The organism is Paenibacillus sp. PAMC21692, from assembly GCF_014303795.1.
Classification (GTDB): Bacteria; Bacillota; Bacilli; order Paenibacillales; family Paenibacillaceae; genus Pristimantibacillus; species Pristimantibacillus agaridevorans.
Genome location: NZ_CP060293.1, coordinates 3465250 through 3483110, shown reverse-complemented (window position 1 = coordinate 3483110; position 17861 = coordinate 3465250). Strand labels below are relative to the sequence as shown.

16 protein-coding genes are annotated in these 17861 nt (G+C 55.3%); all 16 read right to left on the bottom strand.

From position 1 onward, the window contains the following. Positions 1-5 precede the first annotated feature (5 nt). A complete protein-coding gene (locus tag H7F31_RS13710) occupies positions 6-3107 on the bottom strand; it encodes a baseplate J/gp47 family protein (protein WP_187104627.1) in 3102 nt (1033 codons plus the stop codon). Positions 3108-3125: 18 nt separating this feature from the next. Further along, positions 3126-3527 (bottom strand): GPW/gp25 family protein, encoded by a 402-nt coding sequence (locus tag H7F31_RS13705; protein ID WP_108992001.1) that lies wholly within the window; start codon positions 3525-3527, stop codon positions 3126-3128. Between the two features lie 263 nt (positions 3528-3790). After that, complete coding sequence (locus H7F31_RS13700) at positions 3791-4516, bottom strand: phage baseplate assembly protein V (protein WP_214628608.1); 726 nt, start codon at positions 4514-4516, stop codon at positions 3791-3793. Next, the gene (locus H7F31_RS13695) at positions 4513-5592 is read right to left on the bottom strand and encodes a phage late control D family protein (RefSeq protein ID WP_187104626.1); all 1080 of its coding nucleotides are present in this window, start codon (positions 5590-5592) and stop codon (positions 4513-4515) included. The genes H7F31_RS13700 and H7F31_RS13695 overlap by 4 nt, the downstream gene beginning before the upstream one ends. A 5-nt stretch (positions 5593-5597) precedes the next feature. Continuing rightward, positions 5598-6224 (bottom strand): CIS tube protein, encoded by a 627-nt coding sequence (locus H7F31_RS13690; RefSeq protein WP_087566828.1) that lies wholly within the window; start codon positions 6222-6224, stop codon positions 5598-5600. Positions 6225-6292: 68 nt separating this feature from the next. Further along, positions 6293-10027 (bottom strand): hypothetical protein, encoded by a 3735-nt coding sequence (locus H7F31_RS13685; protein WP_187104625.1) that lies wholly within the window; start codon positions 10025-10027, stop codon positions 6293-6295. Positions 10028-10065: 38 nt separating this feature from the next. After that, the gene (locus H7F31_RS13680; protein WP_187104624.1) at positions 10066-10527 is read right to left on the bottom strand and encodes a phage tail protein; all 462 of its coding nucleotides are present in this window, start codon (positions 10525-10527) and stop codon (positions 10066-10068) included. Positions 10528-10534: 7 nt separating this feature from the next. Further along, entirely contained in the window at positions 10535-10708 is a 174-nt protein-coding gene (locus tag H7F31_RS34465; protein WP_087566831.1) for a DUF6760 family protein, read from the bottom strand. Positions 10709-10725: 17 nt separating this feature from the next. Then, positions 10726-11106, bottom strand: coding sequence for a hypothetical protein (locus H7F31_RS13675; protein WP_108991997.1), 381 nt, complete (start codon positions 11104-11106; stop codon positions 10726-10728). Between the two features lie 417 nt (positions 11107-11523). Continuing rightward, positions 11524-11958: a phage tail protein gene (locus tag H7F31_RS13670; RefSeq protein ID WP_087566833.1), complete on the bottom strand. Its 435-nt coding sequence runs from the start codon at positions 11956-11958 to the stop codon at positions 11524-11526. A 40-nt stretch (positions 11959-11998) separates the two neighbouring features. Then, positions 11999-13702 carry a phage tail sheath subtilisin-like domain-containing protein gene (locus H7F31_RS13665; protein ID WP_108991996.1) on the bottom strand — a complete coding sequence of 568 codons (1704 nt, stop codon included), beginning with the start codon at positions 13700-13702 and terminating at the stop codon, positions 11999-12001. A gap of 380 nt (positions 13703-14082) precedes the next feature. After that, positions 14083-15285, bottom strand: coding sequence for a PP2C family protein-serine/threonine phosphatase (locus tag H7F31_RS13660; RefSeq protein WP_187104623.1), 1203 nt, complete (start codon positions 15283-15285; stop codon positions 14083-14085). 42 nt (positions 15286-15327) lie between these two features. Then, on the bottom strand, positions 15328-15672 hold the full coding sequence (locus H7F31_RS13655; RefSeq protein ID WP_087566836.1) for an STAS domain-containing protein: 345 nt from the start codon (positions 15670-15672) through the stop codon (positions 15328-15330). A gap of 18 nt (positions 15673-15690) precedes the next feature. Then, positions 15691-16137, bottom strand: coding sequence for an ATP-binding protein (locus H7F31_RS13650; RefSeq protein ID WP_187104622.1), 447 nt, complete (start codon positions 16135-16137; stop codon positions 15691-15693). 145 nt (positions 16138-16282) lie between these two features. Beyond that, positions 16283-17005 (bottom strand): response regulator, encoded by a 723-nt coding sequence (locus tag H7F31_RS13645; protein ID WP_187104621.1) that lies wholly within the window; start codon positions 17003-17005, stop codon positions 16283-16285. After that, on the bottom strand, positions 17002-17859 hold the full coding sequence (locus H7F31_RS13640) for a sensor histidine kinase (protein WP_187104620.1): 858 nt from the start codon (positions 17857-17859) through the stop codon (positions 17002-17004). The genes H7F31_RS13645 and H7F31_RS13640 overlap by 4 nt, the downstream gene beginning before the upstream one ends. Positions 17860-17861 lie beyond the last annotated feature (2 nt).

The following is a 17861-nucleotide window of genomic DNA, read 5'->3' as shown; positions in this document are numbered from 1 at the left end:
CCCACTTAGCGCGAAGCCCCTTCGGCAGGCACGGCCGTTATTCGGTGCGTGCCGTTCGTGACGAGGCCATGCATCACTTCATTCATTCTCGCGGGATCCCATTCGGTGCGGACTCCCCCTTCGATCTTTACTACATGCACGTATAACCTGTCTATATACAGCAAACCTCTAACCGAGTGAAGCAGAGAATACAGCAGCGACAAGTGGAGCGATTCTCCTATATTCCATCCCTGTCCGTCGGTGTTTCCGCTCATAAAGCTCAAGAACGTCGATAATTTGTCATGGCATGCCCGCTCCAGCGGCAGCAGGCTTCCAACCGATTCCGCCGCTACCGTCGCGTTTACGGATACTTCCAGATAAGCCGGCTCGATGACGCGAATACCGCCTCCTACAGTCAGGACGCCTGCCGCGCGGCGCAGCAGCTCGCTTTCGACCGATCTGCGAAGCTCCGGGAATTGCGCCGTATCCGCAACGCCCCCGTCCGTGCAAGCGACCACGGTCGCATAACCAGGCGCCCGCTCCAGCAAGACATTGCGATTGCTCAAGCATTTCACCTTCGCAATTCCCGGGTAGGCCTCCCGCGCAAGCCATTCCACATCTCTCGCCGTAACGGCTCTGTTGCGGTTTTTAAGCCGCTGAGGACCGCGAAGCAGCACTTCCTCCATCGCCTCCGTATGGCTGCCGCCAATAGCCGGCAACGGATTGGTGACGTTGTCGATGTAAGCGATGGGTACCTGCATGCCCGTAATTTGATTGGCTTCTACTCTTCCGGCGGCGCCGGCCGTAGTCCGGAACGAGATTCGCGCTAGCCGATCTTGTTCGGCGGAAGGCGATCTTCCTTTCATCCCGTCGCCGAAACGAAGCAAGCCTCCGGCACGATCCGGCGAATAGTGCCGATCATCGGGACCGGAGTCGGCCAGAGAGGCAACGGGCTTCCATTTCACCCAAAATCGGATGGGTTGTCCTTCGCCGTCGAGCTGTTCGTAACATCGATCCGGCTCGCCTTCAAGCATGTCTGCCCGATCCGAAGGCGCAAGCTCATCAAGCTCATCCAGCCATACCTGCTCGTTAACGAACGCGGTAGGGGTTAAGTGGACCAGCCCGTCGGCAGGAATACTCATCTCGCGCTCCTGGCTGATCTGTTGGGTAACCGCAACCGTGTTAATCCGGACGCTGTCCGCAACGGGAATATCCGGATACGCATCGCTGATCCGGCTGTCCCGGTTAATGGACCGGATCCAGTAGCGATCATGACCGTACAACCTTGCAGCCACCATCGTAGGCGGGCCGGCCCATAACCATTCGCCGCTTATGCCCAGTCCGTCCGTGCCGTCCTCAACCTTGATCGGCTTCCAGGCCAGCCTGCCGTTTTCTCTGCAGAGCGCTTCCCAATCCAGCCATGGTCTTTCGTTTCCTGCGGCAAATCGCCGGGACAGCTCCAGATGCAGTCGAAGCGGTCCCTTGAGCGGAGGCTCGTTAAACGCCAGGTAGAGAGAGGGAGCGGGAGACGGGATCGGCTCGAACGGCTTATAGGCTTCCGTTCCTTGTACCGCCGACAAACTGCGGTCCCGGTCGTCCGCGTTGTTCCTTGTATAGACGTTGTGAGGCGCAAATACGGTCTGGGAACCGGTGGAATAGGATAATCTCGGCGCTTCCACCCAAGGCGACATGTATTGCATGATAGGCGCGATAACGGGGTCCGTCTGCAGCACCCTGGCACGAATCCAGTGTTGGAATACGCCGTTTACGAATGTCCGGTCCATATCCTCCGGGCAATCGAAGGTTAGCGTAAACGGCTTGCCGTCCCCCTCGGGCAAATCCTCGAAGAAAGCGGCATGCCGTTCGTTGCCGGGCAAGACGTTCCAATTGCTGCCGTTCCAATATTCCCATACAACCTGGCGAATTCGGATGCGCGGCGGGTCCTTTTCCTCGAAGTCATACGTGCGCATGACCATCTTCCACTTGACCTCGGGATCCGGCGCCATGCGCAGCCGATTGGGCTTCGCCATCGCCGAACCAGTCAACTCCAGCTTGCTCCCCCGCTTGCTAAACGCTTCCTCGCTGGAAATGTAGAAGACGGAGTAGGGAACAAAATGTTCGCCGAAAGGATAACAGCCGTCATCGGCCAAAGCCATGTCGTTGAAGTAGATAGAATCTGGCGCAATCCGCTCCGGATCGCCTGCAACATCATGAGATACGCGAAGCCTGAGCTTGTCCATCTCCAGATTTTTATCCAGGATGGGGGAAGCCGTTCCTTCCAGCGGCTTCACCGCACACTTGATCCACCTGCCTTCGACGCCTTGATGCTCCATCAGCTCCAGCTTGCCTGGATCGCTCTTATGAAGAATGATAAGGTTGCCGGCGGCTATCGCCGACCGGAACGGCTTCCACTCGCCATCGCTGCGGTAGCTCCACTCCACCAGATCGGAAGAAAGCGCAGCCGCCAATTCGGGTTCGGCGTACCGCTTCTCTCCGTGGAAAACATTTATGTAGATGCGGCAAGGGCGATCCACCAGAAACTGCTCGTCATGCCGGATGTACAAGGCATGCCCCTGTTCGTTCGGAGCGGAGCGCGTATCGAACAGCGGTACGGCTTCCGCCGTTCCGGCTTCCAGCTTCTCGTCGTAGCCGGTAGCGACCGTCACGATCTCATCCCTGGCAGGGTTGACGTTCACGATCTCGGTCAGCTTAGCCGGCGTTGCAGCCAGGGCCCCTTCCGTCTCGAAAACAAGCGGCTCTCCGCCTTGCGGGTTATTCGCCGTCAGCTTAAGCCCTGCAGGCACATAAACAGACTCTGTAGAACCCTCGCTTAACCGAAACGTTACCCTGGCCCTGGCAGGCCGCGGCGGCTCCAGCTTTACATCCAGCAGGTCAAGGAAGGAGAGCAGATGGTTCATCGGCGCCTTGTTCAGCCTCTGTACCGTCTCCTCCAGCATCTCGCCCACGATATAGGCAAGGCCGGCTCCAGGATCGCTGCCATCAAGCGAAAACCGCCATTCTGGCGTATAGTGCGGCGCCATCTCTTTGAACTTCTCCAAATAGGTGGACAAGTTATTTGTATTGATTATCGGAGGACGACGATTGCCGCCCGTTCCCGCATGTTTCATGTCCGATGCCCGCTCCCGTTATTTCGTGCCTTCCTCCAGATAAAAAGGATAGACCTGGTTAAAGAGATTGTTCGTCGATCTTACTGTATAGCTAACCTCGAGCAGCACGCGGCCGTTCATGGATGGATCGGGCTGCGCCTTCACTTCGATATCTTTTATGCGCGGCTCCCAATCGCGGATCGCTTCCTTTACATCGCTTGCGATGAGCTGCATCGACATATCGTCCATCGTGCCGAACACGAAGTCCTTGAGCCCGCAGCCGAAGTCGGGGCGCATAAGCCGCTCGCCCTTCGAAGTGCGAATGATGATGCGGATGGCTTCCTTGATGTCTTCTTCGCCTTCCGACATCATGATCCGCCCCGTCGTTTTGTCCACCTGAACGGGGAACTTCCAGCCTTTCCCCAGAAATGGCGCAGACATGACGAACTCCCCTTTCGACTTAATCATTTAATAACGTTTAAAAGGTTCGCTTTTCAGTACCGAGAAGATTGGATGAAACTAGAACCTGAGGAGCGGAGCATAGCAGCGCTATGTGAGCACCTGCAGTGTACTTAGGTTCGGCAACCTCGGGCCCCGCGGAAGTAATCGGAATTGGCATCGAAGCTTCCCTTCACTTTCGTGGGTATCAGGAAATATTCGAAGTCGAGTAAGCTCCCTGAAATTCTTCGTAATGGAAAGCGAACTTAATTGATTTTGACCATGGAGCCTTTGATGTTGATCATCCCATCCGACTTGATGTCGAGCATGCCGGATGCTTTGAGTGACAAGGTTGCCGACGCTTCGACCTTTACCTGCGCCGCCTTGACTTCCAGTGTTGAGGTGCCGCTTATTGTCACGTTTCCGCTCGATGTTATTTCCACCTTCGATGTGCCCGACTTTACGGTTACCTTCTTCCCTTTTTCGTCCAGCACCAGCGAATTCTGCTTATCCGCCGTTTCGGCCTTGACGCTGCCGTCCTTGTCGGACAGCAGAACGGTATGGCCCTTTTTGGTTTTGATCGTGATTGTGCCCTCGCCCGACTTGTCGTTAAACTCGATCACATGGCCGGTTTTTGTTTTGATCATGCTGATGTCGTTGTTATCGTCGCCTGGCGGCGGCTTGTCCTTGCCGTTCCACAATGAACCCACCACGACGGGCTGGTCGAGACGTCCCATCAAGAAAGCGACAAGCACCTCGTCATCTACTTCCGGGATGAAATAAGATCCCTTTCCATTCCCGCCTGACATAGAAGCGACCCTTACCCAATCCGTCTCCAACTCGCCTTCTCGATGCGGGAATTTCAGCTTGACGCGGCCGAGCTTATCCGGATCCTTGTTGTTCGTCACGATTGCATTCCATACGCCGGATAATTGCTCGGAAGGCATGGAGCGCTGCTGAAGATCGAAAAAACCGGGATACATCGATCTCATAATGCGTTCCCCTCCGCTTCGAATTGAATGGCATATCCGTCCAATGAGTCCAACCGATGAACGACTCTGGTCAATAGGAGATTGCGATTTAAAGCAGAGCCGATCCCCGAAATCGCAATCAATTCGCCGGGGATAAGCTCCGGAAAGCCGATGCAGCTGCCTTGCCCTCGGATCAAATCGCGCGACAGCCTGTTCAACAACGCCGTTGCAAGGTGATTCGCCTCATCGAGCGTCGTTACGCCCGTATAGACCGTCTCCGCCTTCTGTGAAGACAATGTCTTGGCAAGACTGGGACCGCTCTTTGTGCCGCTGATTACCGTTATCGGCGTGGATTTCCCTTCCACCGACTGCTTCGTCTTCGTATCGAATCCTCTCACCTTTACCTCGGAGGTCTGCCCGCTGACATCAGCCGTAAAGGTGAATTCACGCAAGCTGAGGCCATACTTCAACTCGATGAGCGGCGTACCGCTCGTCTTTCGTTTGCGGAAGTGCAGCTTGCTCCCCGTAACATGGAAGAGATAGTCGTTATCCTGCGCGAGCGATTGGACAAAATGGTAGTCGCTGATGCCAATCTGTTCGATCGTCGTTTTTTTGACGGTAAGCGCATCAATATCGGCCGTAAGTCCATATTCTGAAGCTATTGTTCTGACGACGTCGCTGTCCTTCATTTCTTTCCATACCTTGGATTTGGACGATTTCATCATGAGGAACGAGCGGTCCATCGCGGTCACCGTCACAATCGGGCTGCCGCTGGCCGGATAATCGACCGTGTAGCCGGTGATGATACCGTCGAATACCTGGCCTTTCTTGTCCGCATACCCTAGCTTTACGATCAAAGTTTTGCCCGGAGCAATTTTGGTATTTACCCATTGGAGATGGCTTGTGCTCCATTCGTAGGCATTCGTAATGCTAAAACGGACGATGTCTGCCTTCGCATCCGTAGACAGGTCGACCTCTACCCAACCAATCGCCATATTATCGAGGCGCGCGGCCTGGCCTTCGATCAACAGGTCGGCCTCAGGCGATCTGAAGTTCCCGTATTTGCTTTCTAGATCGCTCATTTTATGCGTAGGCATACCACTCACTCCAGTCTGGGAATCGTCAAGTTTCTGCCTGCCGCCAGCAATCTCGGATTATCAATTCCATTCGCCTCGGCGATATGCCGCCATTTGCCTGAATCCTCGTATTCCTCGGCCGCGATGCTCCACAGCTGATCGCCTTGCTTAACCGTCTTTCGTTTCGTTCGATCCGCCGATTGCCTCGGAATTTCTTTGTATTGCTCCTTCATCGTCTGGGTGCTCCGCATCTCGACGTCAAGCGTAGCCCGAACCGGCTTTCCCGATTCCAAAAACATGGTGAAACGCTGCGTAATGGATACGATTACTCCCTTGAAATTAAGCGAGCCCCAAACAAATCGGCATTCCGGAGGGGCATGCAGGTCGGAATCAACATCAAGAATGCTTACAATCTTGGATGTATGCTCACGCACATCCGTCCCCAGCTCATAGGTATCGAAAAACAAGTTTAAACTCAGCGTCGACGCATTTCCTCCGACGAATTGAGTAGTTGGAGACTGCAAACCGGGCACATCATTATCAGGATAGTTGTTGCTTGCAGTCAACTCGTATTCCGTGGGGTTGAACAACACGTCAACGGTTTCGGTATCGTTGCTCTTATAGATCATGAACTGCGCTTTGGTTAAAGCCATCGTCCGTCCTCCTCAACCGCCATTTATATACGTAACCGTTCCCGATCCTCTCGGTTCGGTTTCCTTATTTAATATCCGTTCCGACGCTGCTCCAGCTTCATCTTTCTCTCGAGCGCCTTATATACGCGGTCTGCGATGGCTTCGGGATTTAATTGAGGCAGCTTCATAATCATCCGTTGCAGCTTCTCCGGCTCCAGCTCGCGCGGGGCATCCACCTTGATCTGTCTGGACGCCTCAGCGGGCTGCTGGGGTGCTGAGCGATGCGTCAGTCCAAGCGGAGAACCATTGTGCGCGCTCGCTCCGAAGGCTGGCTGCTCGGATTCCAGACCAGCATCGTTGAGTGCCGACCGATTATAGGCCAAAGAAGAAAATGTCCCCGGATTGGTGCTGGAAATCTGCCGAACCGTTCGATCATGATCGCCGCGTATTGCCGACGCCGTAAATTGTCTGCCAATCAACGGAGAACCTTTACTCTCGGCAGTACGTCGTGCTATTGCAGGGGTCAAGGATAATCTGCCTCTGCCGCTCATCGATGCTGAAACCGAATCCTGTCCCGTGCTCCCGGCCCTTTGTACGATTGCCGCCGAGCCCAATGCCGAATTAGATATCGTCGCAGATTCCCTGATTGTCAATCCGGACGTCGCGGGAGCCGATTGGCGCGCAGACTCTTTCTGGCTTGTTCGCTGCGCGACGGTTAGCGGCTGGGAAATTACAGGCCCGGCATTGGCAATGGTTCTCCCTTGCTCGCGTGTACTTTCCGCAAGGGCCGTTTTCCCGGGACGTATAACTCTGGCCATATGCTGCCGACCGTTCTCCCGTGAGCCTTCCGCACTGCGTTGAACCAATGCTCCCTGCTTCGGCAGGGAACGGGAAGCCTCCTGCTTATTAGAATCCGCGTACTTCGCCGTTGCTGTTGATTGCTGTACGGCAGATGCAATTGGAGAACGTTCTTCTAACGAAGGTGCAAAGGACGGTCGTTTTCTGCCTATAAGCATCCCCCGCGCCATTCGGCTGGTTGCTGAAGCCGTCTGTCCTGTATGGCCTTGCTCAGCCAAACGCATCATTCGGGCACCAAAGGTTTCCGGCAGTTGGCGCAGGACAAGGCCGAAGGAACCATATGCCGCTGCTTGCCCCGTCATATGACGGTGGGAGTCGGTTCCGCTCCGCTGCTGAATGCCCGCCTTCCATGAGGGAGCAGCAGTTGCAGGAGCATGCAGGGGCGGAGCCTCATGGGCCTTGCTTCGACTCGCCTGTGCAACCGTAGTCTCCGTTGTCCGGTGGCTGCGATTTGCATCTTGCCTGTTGGGGGCATCAGCCTGACGGCTTACACCCGAAGATTTCTTTTCTATATCGCGATCTGCTTTGTTGCGCCGCAGAACAAGCGATCCGCTTCGCCGCGGCAAGTCCGCTTGCGCTTGCGGCTTGTTCTCCGACGCTGAAGGCTGCAGTCGCTGGATGCGACGTTCCGCCGAGTTCCGGTTCCTGTAGAGGCGATGGATCCGCCCCGTCGTGAGCGGACTCTTAAGTCCTTCTTCCATGAGCTCCGCCGAGGTCCCCGCCTTCAGCGCCCGTCTTACCAACAGCGGCGCCGATGGCTGCGCCGTGTTATTTCTGGACCTTCCGGTTACCAGCTGGCTGGATAAGTTCGCTTGCTTCTGATCGCCGATCCTGTCTCGTCTTGCTTCATAGGATGCGCTCCCGTGCGAATTCACCGGTGCAGCCTCCCGCCCCTGGCTGCTTACAGAGCCCGGCCGTTTCTGGGATCCGGTCCCGGATACATTAAGCGCTCCTGACTCAGAATTCCGACGTCTCGCATTCAGCAACTCGGGGAAGCGTCGCCCGGCATTTACGCCTGCAGACGTTCTGTGATGTTTTAGCGCCGTTAGCAATATAGGAACAGCATTGCCCATTTGCAACTCCGTTCCAGTCCGGGTTTTCAGACGAGTCCTTGACGATTCTTCCACAGGAGAGGAAGCTGGAGAGTTCCTCTTGCGAGGCGAACTCTCTGTACCTGCCACATCTGCACCTTCAATTTGGCGATGAAAGAGCTTCTTGGCCTGGATTGGCGGCTTAGCTGATCCACCAGCTGATTGGGCCCGCTCCGGTAACGAATCCGGCGAATTCGTTGGATTCGTCGGATTCCAATCTCTGATTAGACGACTGTTGCGATGGCTTTTGTTGTTTCTGTTGTTGATGGAGGAGGCCGTCACCCAGCTTGGACTCATGGACAACAGCCGAATCGGGCTGATTCCCGCCTTAAGAAAAACACGTTGCGCAAAAAACTTGTTTTGATTCGGGTTGGCGACTGTCTTCGAATGGAAACTGCGGGCAGTCGAGGCGTTAGTTCCTTGCTGCCCCAATCCTTTGCCGCCTTTATTCGCAGGGTTTTGAAGTTCAGCCTTCGAGTTGCGTACCGGTTGCCGTTGCACGCTTGACGTTATCGCTTCGTCGGGTGCTGCGGCAGAGTTTGATTGTTTGTGCACCAAATTCGGCGTTTGACGACGCCCCTTCGTCTTGGTTGAGGAGTTGCCGCTGGAGGGAAGCTTCTCTCCACGATCACTGACTGCCTCGTTGTTCTGCGGATTGCGATCCGACCGTTTCTGTTGCCGTTTCGCTGTCTGCTTTTTGTCCCCGGTCAGCTCCTCGGTTTGAACGGGCTGCAATTCCGGAACGGCAGAATCCGCTTTGCGGCGCTTCGTGCCGGTCTTTTTCGTCTGTAACACTTGCTCCGCATGGTCAGCGCGCCGCTCCGCTTCCTTGGCCTTGAACGTTGCGACTTGCGACGACCGGGCAGCTTGATTGGCGGCTTCCACAGCTTCCGTCGCCAGGCGTTTCGCAGCAGCTTCTCTGCGTCCAGCCCGTTGCTCCGTCTCCTTAACCTTGTCCTCGGCAGCCTTCGCGGATTGTAAAGAATTGCGTACCGAATCGGCGGCTTCCACCGTTTGGCGTTTCAAGTTTTCTTCCGCTCGCTCAGCCTTTTGTTTCGCTCGTTTTGCCTTGTTCACAGCAGCTTGCGCTGTTGTATTTGCTTGACGTACTGACTGATCAGCATCAGAGATTCGGCGCTTCGGAGACAGCTCGGCGCGAGTTTCCCGCTTGGTTGTTTCTTCGCGCTTGGCATGCATCAACGGGGCTTTTTTGGCGGCTACATAGGATGCAGCCGCAATACTGCCATCTGTCTTCCCGCGCTTCGCTTGCCGTCCGGAAGTCGGAGTGGTACTCGGTTCAACGGAAGCGATAATGCTCCGAAGCCTCTCTATGAACGGGCTTTGCCGTACGAGCTTGCCTATTCCCTTATGTAATCCTGTTGCCAACGTTGTTGCTGCGGGCAGGGTGCCGCTATATGGATCCTCTCGCCGCGAGCCGGAAGCCTGCTGCTTCATCGATGTTGCGGCGCCAGGGGATTGTCGATCATGAGGGGATGCTTCCAATCGGACCGGAGCGGTCATGGCTTGCGCTCTAACCGTCCGTTGATTATCTATGATTTTTACGATTTCGCGAACAATGATCGTTTTATGCTCGACTCTGACTTTCTCGCGTTCTATAATCCGGTCGGTCTTTCTTTCCTCCGGCTTGCGTCTTGTTCTCGGATCCTCTGCTCGAGGAGGCGTCACATGAATATGAATCCGCTGTTGCACCGCCGCTTGCTCGCCCTTGGGCTTGGCATGCAGCATCGGGATGTTGGTAAATTGGCTTCGGCCGCCACCCGGACGATGCTTGTTAAGAATACTCCCGGCGAATGCCTGGACGGAAGCCGCGGTATCGGCTGCCTTGCGTTGCTTAGGCGCCTTGCTCCTATCCATGTGGCGCATCCTCCTTCAATTCAGGATATTAATGATAGTTATCTGCCGAATTCACCCTGAAGCCCCGAATGAATAATCTCGAGCGACTCCACGGCCACATCGCTTGAAGCCGCGTTGAGCTGCGGTCCGCTCCATCGAACCGGATAGGCGTCGTAGAAATTCCAGCGTCCGAACTCCTTGCCGTCCGGCTGCTGCAGAACGACCGAACCCGACTTGCGGACTGCTTTACCGTTCTTGGTACTCTCATACCAGTTCCAGAGCACGGGCGACTTCGTAATGCCTCGCTTAAGCACGAGATTGGGATATCGAATGCCCTTGGGCAGCTTATGCACGTAACCGTTTAATCCGCCTTCCCGGTATTCCTCGACTTCCGTCTCCGCCTCAAGACCGGACACCTCCGAAAATCCGGCAACATATATGCCATCCAGCTCCACCCAAAAATGAAACGAGCTCGCGAGCCGGTGAATCCGGTTCACTCCGGGCACCTTGAATGCTGCCATAACGCTTTCACCTCTTCCCGAACACGTCGAAGACGTTCTTCTTATCGCCGTCGTCGTTCATCTTGCGGTTAATTCTGGATATCTCGTCACACCATCTGCGCCGCTCCGCATGCTCCATATTCATAATGTCGTCATGCGTCCAGTGGAAATAGTAGGCGATGAAGCCGACCTCCTCATACAGCCGATCAACAGGATAGGCTAGGAGAGGGCTTCCGTTAAGGACAAAAAATCGATCGCGACCTCGTGCTCGTGATCACACTTCGGACATACCGCAAGCACCTTCGGGCTTTCCAGATCATTGATCTGGCGATACAAGTTTTGCAAGTACGCGAGATCGGCCGTAAACAACTTCTCGATCAACCTTGTATCCACGTGTTTCACGTCGCCAAGCCTTGTTACGACCCGCGCCATAAGAATGACGGTCAAATAACTGGGATTGGATTGAACCCTTGGGTCCTTCATCGGCAAGATTTCGTCGGCAGCCGTCGCGAGACGCATCGTACCGCGTCTGTGCAGGTTGCCTTGATCGTCCACGTAACCGCGCGGCAATTCAAAGTCGTACTCCGTCTGAAACGCCATCTCTTCATCTCTCCATTTTTAAAGGTAATTCAAAAAGTCCGCTTTCCATTACGAAGTCATCCAAGAAGCTTACTCGACGTCGAATATTTCCTGATACCCACGAAAGTGAAGGGAAGCTTCGATGCCAATTCCGATTACTTTCGCGGGGCCCGAGGTTGCCGAACCTAAGTACATTGCAGGTGCTCACATAGCGCTGCTATGCTCCGCTCCTCAGGTTCTAGTTTCATCCAATCCTCTCGGTACTGAAAAGCGAACTTTTTGAATTTGATTCCAATTTTAATACTAATGCACCGACGATATAAATGCGGAAAACAAGGGGCGCCCAGACGTCGTGACGCCGGAGGCCGGCCCTTGTTTGTCCGGTGTAGGCTCCGCCCACCTCAAATCTTAATGACAGGGGGAGCCGCATTATAGGATCTAAGCCGTTCTCAGCAAGCCCTCGTGCGCGAACTCCAGCGCCTCGATAGCGACTTCGGCGCCAAGACCGTTGAACGATGGTGCGGTGTAACGCATAGGCCAAGCTTCGATAACTTGCCAAGTCGCAACGTCGTTGCCTTCTTCGTCAAGCGCGATGATGGTGATCGTCTTGCGTTCGATGGTGCCTTCCATACATTCCTGGATCCATTCGTACAGCTCCATGGATTCCGTCGTGCCCCACTTCAACGTAATGTTGCCATACTTGGTCAGACCCGGCAGCTTGCGGGGCGTCGTCAATTCGTTGCCTTCGCGGTATTCGATGACGTCCAGCGACGCGTCGAATCCCGTTACCTCGTTAAAGCCGGCTTGCTCCAGGCCTTCTACCTCGACCCGGTATCTAAAATTGCGATATGGATCCGTGCGATCTCCTGCCATGGGAATCCCCTTCCGTTATTCGGTATTAAAAATGAATCTATTATTCCGATCCCGTCTTCTGAGTCATGCGGAACACGACAAACTCCGCAGGCTTAACGGGAGCTACGCCGATTACGCAAATCAGTCTGCCGCTGTCGATGTCATCCTGCGTCATCGTGTCGCGTCCGATGTTGATGTAAAACGCTTCCGATGGGCTGGTGCCCGCCAGCGCGCCGTCGCGCCATACACGGGTCAGGAACGCGTCGATCGTACGTTGAACGCGAGCCCACAGCTGCTCGGTGTTCGGTTCGAAGACGACCCAGTTCGAGCCGTTTTTGATGGAGCTCTCCAGGAAGATAAAGAGACGGCGAACGTTGATATATTTCCAGATCGGGTTGGAAGAGCAAGTACGGGCTCCCCATACGCGGATGCCTTGGCCCGTAAAAGCGCGGATCAAGTTAACGCCGGCCGGATTCAGAACATCCTGCTCGCCGTTATTGTATTGAACATCCAATCCCACTACGCCGCGAAGCGTCTCGTTGGCAGGAGCCTTCTGCACGCCTCTAGTCGAATCGGAACGGGAGTAGACACCGGCGATCGTGCCGGATGGAGGAATAAAGATGTTGCGCTTGTCGAGAGGATCGAACACTTGCAGCCACGGGTTGTACAAGGCGCAGTAGCTGGAGTCGAACAGATCGCGGTGAGCCAGCACGTCTTGAACTTTCGTCGCTTCGCGCGGAAGATCCAAAATGGCAAAGCGGCTGCCCAGCGATTCGCAGTGCGCAACGAGCGACAGCTGCACGTTAGGATCCGTAACGCCGGGAATAGCCATGATGCTGACTACGTCATTGTCGATAAACGATTGAATGCCCGTTCTGCGGCCAGGACCTTCGTCCACGCCGATGAAGTCAGCCGGGGACAAGCTGGATGCAGAGCCGTCGCTGCCGCCCGCGAGCGCGAACGAATACGATTCGCCGCCTGCGGAGCCTGCGATCAGCGCATAAGGAGCATCTGCGGAGGAAGCCGCAACAACGCTGAGGTCTACCAGATTGGAACGTCCAACAAGCTTTTCGACGTAGTTGGGAGCTTCAGGGTTAAGAGACGCTTTTTCGTAAGTCTCGCTTTCCGTGCCGTAGGCTACTTGAAGGGTGAATTCCGAAGTCGCGATGACCTTGGAAGGGACGAGCGAAGTGTCCGTTACGTCTCCGCTGAGGGCGGACGCCAGCTCAATCACGCCGTCGTGAACCGATACGACCGTATTGCCTTGCTTGGATGCACCGTCCGTAAAGACGACTACGTCGCCCGGATAGAAGGCGGATGCGTTTTTCACGCGGTAGCGGTTGCCGTCCAGCTCTTCATAGATTTGAGTCTTCGCTTTGCTGGCAGGAACGAACGACAGGCGAATCTGATTGCCCCATGCGCCAGGATTTTTGGCCGTTACGGACAACACCTCTCCGCCTCCCGAAGCGGCTTTCGCGTCCTCTGGAGCAACCCGCATCACATAACAACGGGAACCCCCATTCATGAAGAACTGATTGACAGCGTACGCCAGGTAACGGTAAGTGCCGAAAGCGCTCTCCGACAGGTAAGAGCCGAACGCCCTTGCAAAGTCGGCAGGACTTGTGATTAGCAGCGGAAGTCCGGATACCGGCCCCCGTGCCGCTAGTCCGATAAAGCCGGCCGTACTGGTGCTTACTCCTTCGAGCGGTTTAGCGCCGCTTTCGAATTCTTCCACGTAAACGCCTGGCGATAAATACTCAGCCATGTGTGATCTCCTCTCAAACGATATATGTATTGGCATTCGGCGGGGACTTTAGGTCCTCTGCCACCCCAAGACCGAAGATGGCCTGAATGCAGGGACCGTTGGTCCCACAGGCGTCTGACTGAACGTGATGCGTGCAGGCATTTGTAGAAAAGTAGCAGACGAACAAGCATAGGTCTGCCAGGCCTGGCATCGCCCATGCGTCTTGCATCCTATTACGAATGTCGTCATTTCTAGCAAGTCCATTTCATATTATACTTGTAATACGTCCATATGACTACGTAAATTTGATCATATTTTGTGAGAAAACAACTAAAGTTGTCACATCGTAGAGAGTTCTGTCAGTTCTTTGTGAATGATAGACGAACCGTCTCGGACTTTCGTCATCTCCGCGACAGGCAAAGCACGGCGATATCGTCCGATTGCGGTGCGCCGTCGGCAAACATAAAGACGTCCATGAGCAAGGCGTCTATGATTTCCGCGCTGGAATAATCCTTCGTGAGAGACAGGAATCGCTCCAGCCTGTTCGTCGAATATTGCTCCTGAGCGCCGTTCTCCGCTTCCGTTATCCCATCCGTATAGACGACCAGACGATCACCCTTGTCAAGCTGAAGCGATACGTTGGTATATTCGAACTCGGGAAATGAGCCGAGAGGAATCCCCTTCTTAAGCTTGACCGGCATAACGGTGCCGTCTGCTTTGACGATATAAGGCGTGCAATGCCCGCCGTCGCATAATACGATTTCTCCCGTATCGATCTGGAGCACGCCGCATACGATCGTAGCGAACAACTGGGCGTCGTCGGCGCAGAGCATGTCATTTACCTTCCCGAGCAATTCGCCCGGAGTCAGACCCGCCCGCATGCTTCCCTTGATCAGCGACAACGTCATCGCCATAAACAGGGCTGCGGGAATTCCTTTGTCCGATACGTCGCCAAGCGTGAAGAACAGGTGGCGGTCGTCGATTTTGTAGAAGTTATAGAAGTCTCCTCCGACTTCCTTGGCCGACTTCAGCAAGGCGCATACATCGAACGGTTCATTGGAAGAAGGCATTGTAGTCGGCAAGAAGCTGAGTTGTATGCTGCCCGCAATCTGCAGCTCGCTCTCCAGTCGTTCCCTTAAGGAGGATACCGTCTGGAGCTCGCCCACGGATTCCTCCAGCGCCTCGTACCGATTGGCATTGTCCATGGCCAGCGCAAGCGGCCTCGCGAACCGGGACAACAACTCACCTCTTGCTCCTGCCCCGGCATCCCTTCCGCCAGTCCATTGCAGCGACCCGATACGTTTGCCGTCCGCTTCGATCGGGATCGCGCCTCCGCCCTCCATGCGTACATTCGCATGTGCATCGGCAGTTGTATCGCCATACGTGACCGAAACCGCCGACTCTCCTGCTCCCGCCAGCTCGCGGGCAGCCGCTTCCGCCGTTTGCAGCAGCTCGGATCTTCGCAGCGACGAATGGAGTCCCGAGCTAAGCTCGAACAGCTTCTCGGCAGCCTTTAATCTCGCGGCAAGACGGCGATTGGCAATGGCTGCATAGATGGCTGCGCCGACTCCAGCCGCCCCGATGACCAAATAAATTACTGACAAGATAAGTTCCGCCTTTCGTGCTGTCGCATTGACGCGGTCCCGTTACGCACCGGCCTGCAGCTTCGCCAGCGCTTCTTCCTTCGTCCCCGCGATTTCCAGAATGCTCGTAAAGCCCGACATCTCGAACACGTCGTACACCTGCTCCGCCAGATTCGCGCAGATCATGCGCCCCTTGGAGGCCCGCAGCTTCTTGGCCGCTACCAAAACGACCCGCAGCCCGGCGCTGCTGATGTACTGCAATTCCGAGAAGTCAAAGACGAATGTTCCCTTTCCTTCCGCGAACAGCCCCAGGAACACGCCCTCCGCCACGCCAGCGTTGTTGCCGTCCAGCCTTCCCTCGAGCGGAATAATCGTTACTCCGCCAATCTCTTCTACTTGAATATTCATGATGTCATACCTCCCGATTTATTGCTTCGACCATCTCTTGCGAAGTCGTACCTGATTCATCCCGTCCGCGAATTCGTAATGCACTTCATCCATCAACCGCTTTACAAAAAAAATGCCGAGTCCGCCGATCGGCCTGTCATCGACATCCATCTCCAGCAGATCAAGCGGATCGGGATCCTTAAACGGGTCAAACGGATTGCCTCGATCGGCCAGCGTAATCTCCACCTCATCCTGGGAGGCTCTGAGACCAACCTCGATAAAACCTTCGCTGCCAACGGGATAACCATAGTTGACGATGTTTACCACCAGTTCCTCGCATGCAAGCGACAGATCCAGCACGGCACGCGGGGACCAGTCGAGCTCTGCGCCGATTGCTTCAAGTTCTTCGTTTAATCGCATGAGCTCCTGCATATCGTTGCGCAATTGGAGCGAGCGGTCAACCGTATAATGCGGTTCATTGGACATTCACGAACCTCCGATTTCTCCGGGAGACATCTCAATGACGCAGACTCGTCCCGGCGTAAGCTCTGTTAACCTTAATTGTAGTTCTCCACTTGCGTCCGCTTTCCTGCCGGATGCCGTCGTATTTTTGAAGTTTTTGTCATAGTTGCTACTCTCTGCGCTGCAAACCGTTCTCCATTGCATATCTGGCCAATTGCACGCGATTGTTCAGATGAAGCTTCTGAAGAATATTTTTTAAATGATTTTTGACCGTGTGTTCCGACAGGCACAACGTGGAGGCGATCTCGCGATTGGAAGCGCCAGTCGATATATGCTCCAGCACTTCCTTCTCCCTTGGAGTAAGCCCGTTAGACGGAACGCCGACGCCCGTGCCCCTCCCCGCTTCGGGAACCTTGCCGGCAGAATCGACGATTTCGCCTCCGTCGGCCTTCGCCGCGAATTCCCGCAGCATGCGCAGCGCCAACTCCTTGGAGAGCGGCGCTTCGTCCATTGCTACCGATCGCAAATAGCTCAGCCAAGACGCGGGCGATACATTTTTGAGCAGATATCCCTGCGCGCCTCGCTTAATCGCCTCGAACAGATGCGTAATATCGTCGGATACGGTCACCATGACGATTTTGACGGAGGGCAGCAGCTGCTTAAGCCTGAAGGTCGCATCCAGCCCGCCCATGCCGGGCATGCGGATGTCCATCAGCACAAGGTCGGGAACCAGGTCGGCTGCCTTCGCGATCGCTTCCTCGCCGCTCACGGCCTCGCCGACGACGCGAAAGGACGGATCGGCGCCGAGCAGATCCCGCATCCCCTCCCTGCCATGCGGATGATCGTCTACGATCAGCACGCTCACTTGACCAACCGGTCCATTCTCCGTCATGTTTCATTGCACCTGCCCTCAATGGTAATGATCGTTCCGCTTCGCTCCGCCTTGTCGATCCGCAGGCTCCAGCCCATCGATACCGCCCGTTCGGACATCATCCGAACGCCGTACTTGCCCTTCCCGGTCAAATCCTCCCGATTAAAGCCGATTCCGTCATCTTCCACGATACAGCGGAATGACGTCTCCCCATGCCCTGTTTGATTAAGAATCGCAGCCCGGATGGAAGCTCTTCCCGCACCCGCATGCTTGCGAATATTCATTGTCGCTTCCCGCAAAATCGCCAGCAGCTCCACCTTCTCCTTGCGTCCGAACAAGCCGTCGGGAATGTCCCACTCTACAATAGTCGCCGTCCCGCTTGCGTCCTCCAGCTCGTCCGCGAGCGCTTGCGCGCTCTGCAGCCAAGCCGTATCCGCGGCGACCGGAGGCTCGTGAAGACTTGCGATGAATTGTCTTACGCTGTCGTGTACATGACGGATCGTTCCGCGAATCGCTTCCATGGTCCGGCCCGACTCTTCTTTGCTTCGAGACCGGTCCAGGCTGTCCAGCTTCACCGACAACAGGAATAACGACTGCGAAATTCCGTCGTGAAGCTCCTTCGCCAGCTGCTCGCGTTCTTCGAGCGCCGCCTTGCCCACCTGCTCACGCTGCAGCGCCTGCTGCATATGCTCCAGCTTGCCGAACAAGGGACGGAGCAGCGTAAGCGTCACCAGCAACACGATAACGGGCGCCAGCCAGTTGCCCAGCTCCATGGATACGTAAGGCAGCAGGAACGCATGCCGGACATACTCCCAGATGCCGATAACGGCCGTAGGCACCCACAATATAAGTCCTCGAAGCCAATTGTAAGTCATGA